10 protein-coding genes are annotated in these 12982 nt (G+C 62.2%); 8 read left to right on the plus strand and 2 right to left on the minus strand.

Annotated elements, in window-relative coordinates; all coding sequences use genetic code 11:
• The first annotated feature begins 39 nt into the window (after positions 1-39).
• The 3 genes from pyrF (at position 40) to E2583_RS14250 (ending at position 2981) form a co-directional block, all read left to right on the plus strand.
• A complete protein-coding gene (gene pyrF, locus E2583_RS14240) occupies positions 40-867 on the plus strand; it encodes an orotidine-5'-phosphate decarboxylase (RefSeq protein ID WP_291596790.1) in 828 nt (275 codons plus the stop codon).
• 17 nt (positions 868-884) lie between these two features.
• Entirely contained in the window at positions 885-1793 is a 909-nt protein-coding gene (locus E2583_RS14245; protein WP_291596792.1) for a LysR substrate-binding domain-containing protein, read from the plus strand.
• A gap of 204 nt (positions 1794-1997) precedes the next feature.
• The gene (locus tag E2583_RS14250; RefSeq protein WP_291596794.1) at positions 1998-2981 is read left to right on the plus strand and encodes a tripartite tricarboxylate transporter substrate binding protein; all 984 of its coding nucleotides are present in this window, start codon (positions 1998-2000) and stop codon (positions 2979-2981) included.
• A gap of 799 nt (positions 2982-3780) precedes the next feature.
• On the opposite strand, the gene E2583_RS14255 is transcribed toward E2583_RS14250, so the two are convergent.
• Both E2583_RS14255 and uvrA read right to left on the minus strand, forming a co-directional pair.
• The gene (locus E2583_RS14255; RefSeq protein WP_291596796.1) at positions 3781-4953 is read right to left on the minus strand and encodes an FAD-binding oxidoreductase; all 1173 of its coding nucleotides are present in this window, start codon (positions 4951-4953) and stop codon (positions 3781-3783) included.
• 54 nt (positions 4954-5007) lie between these two features.
• Positions 5008-8076, minus strand: a complete 3069-nt coding sequence (gene uvrA, locus E2583_RS14260; RefSeq protein WP_291596798.1) for an excinuclease ABC subunit UvrA — start codon at positions 8074-8076, stop codon at positions 5008-5010.
• Between the two features lie 226 nt (positions 8077-8302).
• On the opposite strand from uvrA, the gene E2583_RS14265 reads away from it, so the two are divergent.
• From E2583_RS14265 to E2583_RS14285, 5 genes are all read left to right on the plus strand, one after another.
• Complete coding sequence (locus tag E2583_RS14265; RefSeq protein WP_291596886.1) at positions 8303-9475, plus strand: MFS transporter; 1173 nt, start codon at positions 8303-8305, stop codon at positions 9473-9475.
• A gap of 258 nt (positions 9476-9733) precedes the next feature.
• The gene (ssb, locus tag E2583_RS14270) at positions 9734-10282 is read left to right on the plus strand and encodes a single-stranded DNA-binding protein (protein WP_291596799.1); all 549 of its coding nucleotides are present in this window, start codon (positions 9734-9736) and stop codon (positions 10280-10282) included.
• A 314-nt stretch (positions 10283-10596) separates the two neighbouring features.
• On the plus strand, positions 10597-11313 hold the full coding sequence (locus E2583_RS14275; protein ID WP_291596800.1) for an FHA domain-containing protein: 717 nt from the start codon (positions 10597-10599) through the stop codon (positions 11311-11313).
• A gap of 188 nt (positions 11314-11501) precedes the next feature.
• A complete protein-coding gene (locus tag E2583_RS14280) occupies positions 11502-12098 on the plus strand; it encodes a pilin (RefSeq protein ID WP_291596801.1) in 597 nt (198 codons plus the stop codon).
• A 104-nt stretch (positions 12099-12202) separates the two neighbouring features.
• Entirely contained in the window at positions 12203-12934 is a 732-nt protein-coding gene (locus tag E2583_RS14285) for a pilus assembly protein (RefSeq protein ID WP_291596803.1), read from the plus strand.
• Positions 12935-12982: the final 48 nt, after the last annotated feature.

The following is a 12982-nucleotide window of genomic DNA, read 5'->3' on the forward strand; positions in this document are numbered from 1 at the left end:
GCGGGGCTTGGAAGGGGCGAACAACTAAAATCACGCTTTATGACTTTCATCGACATGCTGCGCGACGCGTCCACGCGCAATGACTCCATGCTGTGCGTGGGTCTGGACCCTGAACCCAGCCGGTTTCCCGGCGCCATGCAGGGCGATGCGTCCAGGATCTACGACTTCTGTGCAGCCATCGTTGATGCCACCCATGATCTGGTCAACAGCTTCAAGCCCCAGATCGCCTACTTTGCCGCTCACCGTGCCGAGGACCAGCTCGAAAGGCTGATGGCGCACATGCGCCGTGTGGCACCCCATGTGCCTGTGATTCTGGATGCCAAACGAGGAGATATCGGCTCCACCGCCGAGCAATACGCCAAGGAGGCCTTCGAGCGCTATGGCGCCGATGCCGTGACGCTCTCGCCCTTCATGGGCTTCGACTCCATCACCCCCTACCTCAAGTACGAGGGCAAGGGTGCTTTCCTGCTGTGCCGCACCTCCAACCCCGGAGGGGACGACCTGCAGGCCCAGACCCTGGCCGATGTGCCCGGCAACCCCCATCTGTTCGAGCATGTGGCCAAGCTGGCCCAGGGTCCCTGGAATACCAACGGCCAGCTCGGCCTGGTGGTGGGAGCAACGCGCCCCAGCGAGATCGAGCGCGTGCGTGCCGTGGCCCCCACGCTGCCATTGCTGATTCCCGGCGTGGGTGCGCAGGGGGGCGATGCCGTGGCAACCGTCAAGGCCGCACGCATCGGCGGCGGTCCCATCATCATCAACTCCTCGCGCGCCATCCTGTACGCCGGCCAGGGCGATGACTTCGCCGAGGCTGCACGTGCCGCAGCCATCGCCACGCGCGCCACGCTGCAGGCGGCTGCGCGTAGCTGAGTCAGGGCGCTCTGGCCATGCAAAGCAAATGGCTGGAAGACTTTCTGCTGCTGGCCCAGGAGCGCAGCTTCACGCGTGCGGCAGAGTTGCGCCATGTCACTCATCCGGCGTTCGGCCGGCGCATCCGTGCGCTCGAGGCATGGGCCGGGACGCCGCTGATCGAAGCGGGCGGAGGGCCGGTTCGTCTCACTCCGGCCGGCGAAGCCTTTCGCGACACCGCCGAGCAGATGGTGCGCACCCTGGCCCAGTCGCATGACGAGCTGCAGGCCGTGGCCGGCCGTCAGGCCCATGTGATCACGCTGGCCACGGGACGGACGCTGGCGCGCACCATCGTGGCCGACTGGCTGGCGCGCTACGGCAGCGTGCTGCAGTCGGCAGAGATGCGCATCGTCACCCGCACACTCGACGAAACCGTGCACATGCTGCAGCGCGGCGAGGTCAGCTTTGCCCTGCTCTACCATCACGCGGCGATCGCCGTGCGGCTGGATGGTCGCCAGTTCAGCTATCTGACGGTGATGAGCGACAAGCTGGTGCCCGTGGCGCGGGCCGATGCCGAAGGCAAGCCCCTGTTTGCGCTGGCGCAGGCACTGCTGCCCGGCGCCAGCCCCGTGCCTTATCTGGCTTTCTCGCACAGCATGGCACTGGGGCGACTGGTCGAAGACCATCTGGCCAGCCATCCGCTGTGGCCACGCCTGCGCCGCTGCCTCGAATGCGATTCGGCGGATGCCAATTACGAGTATGTGCTCAAGGGCCTGGGTGTGGCCTGGATGCCCTGGTCCATGGTGCAGCGCGACTGCCAGGACGGTCGTCTGGCGCTGGCCGGCGACGGCAGCCTGGATGTGCATTTCGATGTGAGGCTCTACCGGCCCAAGCGCCGCCTGAGCACGGCGGCGGAGCAGTTCTGGACCGATATCACCGGTCAGTAACTGAGCATTCACTCCGACCTGGCCCTTCGCCAGAATTGAAGTCCTGGCCGCCATCGTGGACATCGGGCGAGGGGGGAGCTGGATGTCCTCGGTTTCCTCAGAAATATTGTGATGTGCTGAAATGGCACGGAAATGTGCCATATCGGCATTAAAAGGTTTTCTCCGTATTCGGACAATCGACCCATACAGATTCGGAATAGTTTCATGCAGAACACAAACATCCTCCGCCGCACCGCCATCGCCGCGGGCCTGCTGCTGGGCGCTGCCGTGGCAGTGCCGGCCATCGCCGCCGACAACTATCCCAGCAAGGCCATCACCATGGTCGTGGGCTACCCGGCAGGCGGCAGCACCGACCTGGTGGGACGTCTGGTCGCCGATGGCCTGGCCAAGCAGCTGGGCCAGCCCGTGGTGGTGGAAAACCTGGGCGGTGCCGGTGGTGCCATCGGTGCGCAAAAAGTGGCCAAGGCGCCTGCTGACGGTTACACCATCATGGTGGGTGCCAACAATGAGCTGGCGATTGCCAGGCTCATCAACAAGGCCGTGAAGTACAACATCGGCGATTTCACACCCATCGGTCTGGTGGGCTCGCAGCCCATGGTGCTGGTCGCATCGCACAAGGCCGGCGTGAAGAATGCGGCCGAGTTCGTCAGCCTGGTGTCCAAGAACCCGGACAAGTTCAGCTATGGCAGCTCCGGCGTGGGCACGGCGCTGCACCTGGCCGGGGAGCTGGTCAAGGAGCAGGGCAAGCTGCACATGACCCATGTGCCTTACAAGGGCGTCGCTCCGCTGACCACCGACCTGGTAGGCAACAACATCGAGTTCGGTGTGTTCGTGCTGTCCTCGGGCCTGCCCCATATCAAGGCCGGCAAGGTCGTGGCCCTGGGTACGACCGAGGCCAAGCGCTCGGCCATCACCCCCGATATTCCGGCACTGTCCGAGCTGCCCCAGTTCAAGAACGTGGACATCAACAGCTGGTTTGCGTTGATGGCGCCCAAGGGACTGCCCGCCCCCATTGCCGCCAAGCTGAAGAAGGCGCTGGAAGAGACCATGGCTTCGCCCGAGTTCCGCAAGAAGATGGAAGAGACCGGCAATGTGGTGGCCGATCCCAAGGTGGATGCCGGCAAGTACATCAACACCGAAATTGCCAAGTACTCCAAGATCGTGCAGTTCGCACATATCGAGAACTGATCTTGCGTGGACTCGTGGTGAACTGAGGTCGCCTCGGTTGGAAAACGGCTTGTGCCTCCGGGGCACAGGCCGTTTTTGTTTTATCTGCTGATTGCAGGACAGAGGGCGGGTCTCGGCCCGCCTTGCCGACTTACTTTCTTGCTGGTGCAAGAACGTAAGCAAAGAACACCGCCCCTGCTGCCCACGCCCCCTCCGCTACGCTACGGGGTAACCTGCGCTGTCAACCTCTTGTGGCTGTACGGCAGAACTCACTTCGAGCTTCCCTCTGCGCTCAAACACGTTGCCGTAAAAGTGATGACGATGCAGTTGCACTCTACGGTGCAAATGCGCGCCACAAGAGGCAACCGTCGCAGGCGTGGGTACAAGGGGCAATACCGAATGCGGGCTAGCTTCTTTGAAAAATTAATAGCTGTTACCGCAATGCAGATAAGCGTTAGAGTGGCTCTGGCAGGCTGTTTGCTCCCGCATCCACCCGTGTGTCTGCGCCTGCGGCACGTGGTTCAGGCTGTGGGCATTGGCACCGAAGAGTGCCAATGCATCGTGCGCTGATTTGCCGCCGTTTGTTTGAGCGCAGCGGCTACGCCGCGCAGCGAGTTGGGCGGCACCGCAGACTGCATGGCGTGACGCAGGCTTGCCCGGAGCGAAGCGCAGGGACGCAGACAGTCAGGACGTGTTCTTTTGCCTTCTTTTCTTGCACGAGCAAGAAAAGAAGGGCGGCCGGCGGGCCGAGAACCGTCCTCAGTACGGGAATCAGGCAAAAATCAGGCTATAGCCCCAACTCATCAAGCGCTGCCCGCCATCAATCCTGATGCACTCGCTGGCACCGCGCAGGCGACACTGCCCCCACATTCACCTTCTGCGCGGCGAGCGCCGCATCCAGCGTTTCCCCGAGCAGCAGATTGCGCGCCAGCAGGCTGTAGCCGGCGGCGCTCTGGATGCCGTAGCCGCCCTGGGCGGCAACCCAGAAGAAGCCCGGCACGGGCGTGGGCGATGCGTCCCAGCCGATCACCAGCTCGCCATCGGCGACAAAGCTGCGCAGGCCGGCCCAGGTATGCGAGGGGCGGCGGATTTGCAGCGTGGTGGCTTCCTCGATGTGATAGATGCCGGTGGCAATGTCCAGCTCTTCGGGCACGACATCGTGCGGTGCCACGGGGTCTGCATTGGCGGGTGAGCCCAGCAACTGGCCGGCGTCGGGCTTGATGTACCAGTTTTCGTCGGCGCTGATGATGGCGGGCCATTGCGTGGCGTCCATACCTTCGGGGGCCGGGAAGGTGAAGGCGCTGCGGCGTTTCGGGGTGATGCCGATGGGAGCCGCTCCCACCATCGCGGCCACGACATCCACCCAGGCCCCGGCGGCGTTGACGATGACCCTGGCACGAATGCTACGGCCCTGGGGCAATGCGACATGCCAGCAATCGCCGACCCGGGTGATGGCCTGGACTTCGGCGTTGCACCACAGGTCGCCGCCACGCTGGCGCAGGCCGCGGATATAGCCCTGGTGCAGGCCGTGCACATCGATGTCGCGCGCGCCGGCGTCCAGAAAGCCGTCCACCAGCACCTCGGTGTCGAGCACCGGGACCAGGGCCTTGAGCTGCTCGGCGTTCAGGCGACGGGCACCAGGGGAGTGAACCAGGGCCTCGGCATAGGCGGCATCCACGAGATCCCGTTGGCCGGCCGTGCCCACATAGAGCACGCCGCGCGGCGTGAGGAGGGGGGCTTCGGCGAAGCCGACCGGCGGCGCATCGTAGAAGGCGCGGCTGGCGCGGGTCAGGGCCTGCACCTGGGCGGGGCCGTAATGCTCTTCAAACAGTGCAGCCGAGCGGCCGGTGGTGTGATAGCCGGGCTGGGATTCGCGCTCCAGCACCAGCACGGAAGGCGGCGAGATCCCCCCCGACTGGGCCAGCTGCCAGGCGGCGGAGGCTCCGGCCATGCCGGCCCCTACGATGACGAAATCCCAGACATCTTTCTGCATTGCTTTTCTCCTCAGTATCGCCGGTCGTGGCCCTGCATGGCTGGCTGTGCTTGGTCAATCCTGGCTTGTGGCCGACTTGGCTCTGGATTTGGCGGGAGCCTTGTCCAGATAGGGCTTGAGGTAGCGGCCCGTCACGCTGGCCGGGTTGGCTGCGATTTCCTCGGGCGTGCCCTGGGCCACGACCTGCCCGCCGCCGGAGCCGCCCTCGGGGCCCATGTCGATCAGCCAGTCGGCGGTCTTGATGACGTCGAGGTTGTGCTCGATCACGACGATGGTGTTGCCCGCATCGCGCAGCTGGTGCAGCACTTTCAGTAGCAGGGCGATGTCGGCGAAGTGCAGGCCGGTGGTGGGCTCGTCCAGGATGTAGAGCGTGCGGCCCGTGTCGCGCTTGGACAGCTCCTGCGCGAGCTTGACGCGCTGGGCCTCGCCGCCCGACAGGGTGGTCGCGCTCTGGCCCAGGCGGATATAGGACAGGCCCACGTCCAGCAGGGTCTGCAGCTTGCGTGCAATGCCAGGCACGTCCTTGAAGAAGGCATGGGCGTCTTCGACCGTCATCTCCAGAATCTGCGAGATGTTCCGGCCCTTCCACTGCACTTCCAGCGTTTCGCGGTTGTAGCGCTGGCCGTGGCAGAGGTCGCAGGGCACGTAGACATCGGGCAGAAAATGCATTTCCACCTTGACCACGCCGTCCCCCTGGCAGGCCTCGCAGCGGCCGCCGGAGACATTGAACGAGAATCGCCCGGGGCCGTAGCCGCGTTCCTTGGCGGTATTGGTTTCGGCCATCAGCTCGCGGATCGGCGTGAACAGCCCGGTATAGGTGGCCGGGTTGCTGCGCGGCGTGCGGCCGATGGGGGACTGGTCGACATTGATGACCTTGTCGAAATAGTCAATGCCCGCAATGTCGTCATGTGCCGCCGGCTCGGTGCCTGCGCGGTGTATCTGACGTGCCACTTCGGCATACAGCGTGTCGTTGACCAGGGTGGACTTGCCCGAGCCGGAGACGCCCGTCACGCAGGTGAACAGGCCGACGGGAAAGTCCACCGTCACGTTCCTCAGGTTGTGACCGCGCGCGCCTGCCACGGTCAGCGCCTGCAGGTCGGTACGCACCTTGCTGGCGGTCTCCCGCTTTTTCGCGGCCGTGACGGGAAAGCGCGATGCGCTTTGGCTGGCTTCGGCGTCGAGGTCCTTGCGCAGCACGGGCAGCCAGGCGGTGCGCTTGCTGGGCACGGGAATGCTTTGAATGCCGCTCAGATAGCGGCCTGTGGGCGAATCGGGGCTGGCCTTGATGTCCTCGTAACTGCCCTGGGCCATGATGCGACCGCCATGCACGCCGGCGCCCGGACCCATGTCGATGATCTGGTCGGCCGCCCGCATCATGTCTTCGTCGTGCTCGACCACGATCACGCTGTTGCCGATATCGCGCAGGTGCTCGAGTGTCGCAATCAGCTTGTCGTTGTCGCGCTGGTGCAGGCCGATGGAGGGCTCGTCCAGCACATACATCACGCCGGTCAGGCCCGAGCCGATCTGGGACGCCAGGCGAATGCGCTGGGCTTCGCCACCCGAGAGCGTGTCGGCGCTGCGGTCCAGGCTCAGGTAGGACAGGCCGACATCGTTGAGGAAGAGCAGGCGCGAGGCGATCTCGCGCACGATCTTGTCCGCAATCTCGGCCTTGGCCCCGGCCATGCTCAGCTGCTTGAACCAGGCCAGCGCATCGGCCAGCGTGGCATGGCTGACTTCATAGATGGAGCGGGCCTGCCCGCCATCGCCCACGCGCACAAAGCGCGCTTCTCGGCGCAGGCGCGTGCCTTCACATTCGGGGCATTTGCGGATGCTGCGCAGCTTGGCCAGGTCGTCGCGCACGACCTGGGATTCGGTCTCGCGAAAGCGGCGCTGAATATTGGGGATGATGCCTTCGAACGGGTGCGACTTGATAAAGGCTTCGCCCTTGCGTTCGCCGCTCTCGAAAACATAGTTGAACTCCATGGACTCGTCGCCCGAGCCAAAGAGAATCACGTTGCGCACTTTCTCTGGCAGCTCCTCAAACGCGGTCTCGGTGCTCACACCATAGTGTTTGGCCACGCTCTCCAGCATGGAGAAGTAGTAGTTGTTGCGCTTGTCCCAGCCCTTGATGGCGCCGCTGGCCAGACTCAGCGACGGGAAGGGCACGACGCGGTCGGGATCGAAGGCTTCGCTGTTGCCCAGACCGTCGCAGGCCTGGCAGGCTCCCATCGGGGAGTTGAAGGAGAACAGGCGCGGCTCCAGCTCGGGCAGGGAATAGTCGCAGAGCGGGCAGGCGAACTTGGCGCTGAACAGATGCTCCTTGCCGCCGTCCATCTCCAGGGCGATGACGCGGCCACCGGCATCGGCACCACCGGCGCGCAGGGCGGCCTCGAAGCTTTCGGCCAGACGCTGCTTGACGTCTTCGCGCACCTTGAGACGGTCGATCACCACGTCGATGTTGTGGCGCTCGTTCTTCTCCAGCCTGGGCAGGGACTGGGCGTCGTAGATCTGTCCGTCGACACGAAAGCGCACATAGCCCTGGGCCTGGAGCTGGATGAACAACTCGGCGAATTCGCCCTTTTTCTCGCGTGCCAGGGGGCCGAGGATCATCAGCCTGGTGTCTTCGGGCAGCTGCAGCACGCTGTCCACCATCTGGCTGATGGTCTGGGCCTGCAGCGGCAGATTGTGGTCCGGGCAGAACGGTGTGCCGGCACGGGCGTAGAGCAGGCGCAGATAGTCGTTGATCTCGGTCACCGTGCCCACGGTGGAGCGCGGGTTGTGGCTGGTGGCCTTTTGCTCGATCGAGATGGCGGGCGACAGGCCCTCGATCAGATCGACATCGGGTTTGTCCAGACGGCCCAGAAACTGGCGCGCATAGGCCGAGAGACTCTCCACATAGCGACGCTGGCCTTCGGCGTACAAGGTGTCGAAGGCCAGGCTGGACTTGCCCGAGCCCGACAGGCCGGTGATCACCACCAGCTGGTTGCGGGGAATGTCCAGGTCGATGTTCTTGAGGTTGTGCGTGCGTGCGCCGCGAATGGCGATGCGTGTCTGCGCCAGAGAGCGGCCCAGATAGAGGCTGTCATCATGGACTTCAGAGGGCGAATCAGGCTTCAGGGACACGGGCGCTCCAGACGGGGAAAACTCTCCATGATAGTCAGACGGGCTTGGGTGTGACCAGATGATCCAGGTTCACGGACAATCTACGGTTTTATTTCCTCTCTTTTGCCCGGCGGTGATTTAGTGAACCTGGGCATGAGACGATGACTCTTGGCAAAATCTGAGCGTGAAAAAAATCAATACCTCCCCGAGCGCGGGCACGCAGGGCACGGACAAATCCTCCACCACCATGACTTCCCAGGAACGCCGCTCCAGCGGGGCCCTGGCGCTGATCTTTGCGCTGCGCATGCTGGGCCTGTTCCTCGTGCTGCCCGTCTTCATGCTGGAGGCGCGCAAATACCCGGGCGGTGACGATCCGGCCATGATCGGCCTGGCCATGGGGCTGTATGGCTTGACCCAGGCCCTGTTCCAGTTGCCCATCGGCCTGGCCTCCGACCGTATCGGTCGCAAGCCGGTCATTGTCGCCGGCCTGCTGGTGTTTGCGGCGGGCAGCCTGATTGCAGCCACGGCCGATTCACTGACCGGCCTCATGGTGGGGCGTGCCATTCAGGGGGCCGGCGCGGTGTCTGCGGCGGTCACGGCCTTGCTGGCCGATCTGACGCGCGACGGCGTGCGTACGAAGGCTATGGCCCTGGTCGGCGGCAGCATCGGCCTGATGTTTGCGCTGGCGCTGGTGCTGGCACCGCTGCTCAACGCCTGGATCGGCCTGTCCGGCATCTTCGGTTTGACCGGTGCGCTGGCGCTGGCGGGCATTGCCGTGGTGCTGTGGGTGGTACCGCCCGAACCCAGGAAGCATGCCGATGCGCCCAAGGGCCGCTTCGGCGAGCTGCTGGGCCAGTCCGATCTGCTGCGCCTGAACTTCGGCGTTTTCATTCTGCATACCGTGCAGATGTCCATGTGGGTGGCCGTGCCGGCCATGCTGGTGCAGGCCGGTCTGGCCAAGGAGCAGCACTGGCACATCTATCTGCCGGCCGTGCTGCTGTCCTTTGCGGCCATGGGCCTGCTGTTTTCCATGGAACGCAAGGGCAGGCTGCGCACGGCCTTGCTGGGGGCCATCGGCCTGGTGCTGCTCGTTCAGATCGGTCTGGGCATGCTGGCTGCCAGCGGCACCATTGCGACGATCTGGTGCATGGCGCTGCTGATGTTCCTGTTCTTCTGCGGCTTCAACGCGCTGGAAGCCACCCAGCCCAGCCTGGTCTCGCGCATGGCACCGACGCCGTTGCGCGGCACCGCCTTGGGGGCCTACAACACACTGCAGTCGCTGGGCCTGTTTGCCGGCGGCGCTGTCGGCGGTGCCGTCGCCAAATTTGCCGGAGTGCCGGGCCTGTTCGCCATGACGTCGGTGCTGGTGGCCCTGTGGCTGATCGTGACCTGGCCATTGCGCCCGGTGGGCCGTCACTGACTTACAGCAACACCCCCTGAGGCGCTGTGCGCCTTCCCCCTCTCTGCTGCGCGGAGGGGGACGCAGCCCTCGCAGCGGGGCTGCCCTTGCTCGGCTGCTCGCGCGCAGTGGCCCCTTTTCTGCTGGGGCACCATGTATCGCCGTGATGGGATATAGGGCAATCCCGTGCTCGTTATGGCTGGCTTGGGGCAGAATACGAGGCTCATTGGTTCGGGACCTTTCGTGATTGCCCGTGCCACTTTTTGAAAAGGTATCTCTATGGCATCCGTCAACAAAGTCATCATCGTCGGCAATCTGGGTCGTGACCCCGAAATGCGTACCTTCCCCAGCGGCGATCAGGTGGCCAATGTGACCATCGCCACCACGGACCGCTGGCGCGACAAGAACACCGGTGAAAACCGCGAAGCCACCGAATGGCACCGCGTGGTCTTCAACGGCAAGCTGGCCGAAATCGTGGGGCAGTATCTGCGCAAGGGCAGCCAGGTCTATGTGGAAGGCAGCCTGCGCACCCGCAAATGGACCGATCAGGCCTCCGGTCAGGAGCGCTACGCGACCGAAATCCGCGCCGACAGCATGCAGATGCTGGGCAGCCGCCAGGGCGGCGGTCAGCAGCAAGGTGGCTACGGCAGCGACGATGGTTACGGTGAAAGCAGCTATCAGGCACCCAGCCGTCCGGCTCCCGCGCCCATGCAGCAACGCCCCGCACCGGCCCCGATGCAGCAGCGTTCTGCGCCCGCACCCATGGCGCCTCCTCCCCAGCGAGCGGCCTCGGGCTTTGACGATATGGATGACGACATCCCGTTCTAAATCACGGAAAGCGGCAGCTGTCGCTTTCCACGGTTCTGTGTTCTGTGAAGCCCGCGCCATTGGAGCGCGGGCTTTTCTTATGTGGCGCTTGCGCGCGCCGGGGCGATTCCGGGGATATTGCAGGCGGATGGCGGCCGGGTTGAAAATTTCAATGGGATGGCCGGCTTCATCGAATTAGTGAAATAAGATGCGGCATGCAAGGGCGTTTCATCCAGTTACGATTCGGAGTGAAGCGCTGAATCACATACGCGGGTGCGAGTGATCCCAGCCAGTGCAGCCAAGCGGGACTTGGCGTTTCCTCAGGAGCTTCGAGCATGCCGACTTTGGTCATCTCAATCGACGGCGCCGTCATCAAGGAAGTGCAGCTCACCAAGGAGCGCACGACCCTGGGTCGTCGTCCCTATAACGACATCGTGATCGAGAATCTGGCGGTCAGCGGCGAGCATGCCGTGCTCACCATCGCTGGCGGCAAAGTCAGCATCGAAGACCTGCGCAGCACCAACGGCACCTATGTCAATGGCCGTGCCATCCAGAAGCAGGACCTGCTGAATGGCGACCTGCTGGACATCGGGCGCTACAAAATCCGCTTTCTCGACACCGTGATCGCCGATACGAACACGGCGTCTGCCCAGGGTGGCAAAAAATCGCTGGCGCATATTTCGGAACAGGCAGACAGCGGCCACGCCAAACTGGCCAGTCCGTCAGGGTTTGGCGAAATCTCCAGCTTCAGCTCCACCATCCAGGGCGCGCTGGCCGCGCTGCCCGAGCGCCACGCCGTGATCCGCATGCTCACCGGCAGCCTGGCAGGCAAGGAAATCCCCCTCTACAAGGTCGTCACCACCCTGGGCAAGCCCGGTGTGGCCATCGCTTCCATTACCCAGAAGCCTCATGGTTTCGTGCTCACCCAGCTCGAAGGTGCCAGCCAAGACCTCAGGCTCAACGGTCAGGTGGTCGGGCCGCTGTCCGTGCCCCTGCTCAATGGCGATACGGTGGAGCTGGCCGGCAGCTCCATGCGGTTTGTCGTCGAGTGACTGGCTGCCTTGACGGGCGTTAAGCGTCTGACAAATTTGTCACCAATTGCGATTGGATTATCAAAATTGTTACTCAAACTCGCCTGAATGTTGCCAAACGTGTCGTCTTGGATATGACCTGCCTTTGCCAAATTGTTGGCATGCAGCTTGCTTGATACCTTGGGTCTCATCCAACTAGGGAGTTTGAAGTGAAGCGTTCCATTCAAAAGGGTTTTACCCTGATCGAACTGATGATCGTTGTGGCGATCGTCGGTATTCTGGCTGCTGTGGCTCTGCCCGCTTATCAGGATTACACAAAGCGCGCACGCGTTTCCGAAGGTCTGGTGCAGGCCGGCGCCGCCAAGCAAAATGTGGCCGATATTCTGTCCAAGGGCGCTGTAGCTGCCGATCCTCAAGGTTATGGCTCCGGCTATGTGCCCCCTACCCTGTCGGACAATGTTCTGGGCCCACTGGTTGCGCCCAATCCTGCCGTTTATGACAATGCCGCTGCCGCTATCCAAAGCGGTATCCGTATCGACCCTGTGACCGGACAGATCACCATTCCTTACAGCACTCGAGTCGAGCCTGCTGCAAGCAATCTCTTGAGCGTGGTTCCTTACCTGGGTGCAGCCAACGGCCAGGCGGAAGTCAATCTGCCCAATGGTACTGCTGCCTTCACTCCCCCTGCGGATGCAATCAAGTGGAAGTGCCGAGCTGCTGGTGCCACCTCTCCCTTCGCTGCTGCTGTTGTGGTTCCGACTCCCGCAACTCTGCCTCAAAAGCTGGCTCCTGCCGAGTGCCGTTAATATCTCAGTCATGTTGAGAAAATAAAGAGCGCCTTCGGCGCTCTTTTTACTTTATTGAAATGCATGTCAACATGAGCGTCCCGAGAATTCGATTTGCATTGAAAATGGCTGGTATCCACTTTCTGGGTAGCACGGTCATTGCGACAATTATTTCTGCATTCGTAATATGGATTATTTATCCATTTCCTTATCTTTATATATCCGGAGGACTGGCACTTTTATTGCTAGTTGTGAGTGTCGATGTGGTTTGCGGACCATTGCTGACCTTGGTACTTAGTAATCCTGCGAAGCGCCGGTCAGAAATATGGCGCGATCTTGGATTGGTGGTGGTGCTTCAATGTGCAGCACTGGGATATGGGATATGGACGATCTGGGAGGCAAGACCTTTGTTTCTGGTGCATGAGGTTGATCGCTTCAAGGTAATAACTGCGCAAAATATCGATTCAATTGAAATAAAAAAGCTTCCCTTATCTCTTCGGCCGAGCATATGGAGCGGTCCGCTTACTGTATCGATTCGAGACCCACAGAACGAGGAAGAGCGTCAGCGCGTTCTTTTCGAATCCCTGGAGGGAGGGCGTGATTATGCAGAGCGTCCGGATTTCTACATCAGCTACGATTCGGAAGCCGCATTGAAAGCGCTGGGGAGAGCGATACCCTTGCAGTATTTTTTAGAAAAAAAACCTGATCAAAGAAAAGAAATAGAAAGGCTAATTTCAGAAAAAAAAGCTGATATTTCCCATTGGAAATATATACCTATTATCGGTCGAAATGATTGGGTAGCAGTGGTAAATGGACAAGGCTTGGTAGAAACATTCTTGCCTGGAGATGGTTTTTGACTGGCATCTCGCCAATCGATTGCATCATGGCTGATGAAACAGATAGTG

It is taken from the genome of Comamonas sp., from assembly GCF_009360615.1.
In the GTDB taxonomy this organism is placed as follows: Bacteria; Pseudomonadota; Gammaproteobacteria; order Burkholderiales; family Burkholderiaceae_C; genus Comamonas.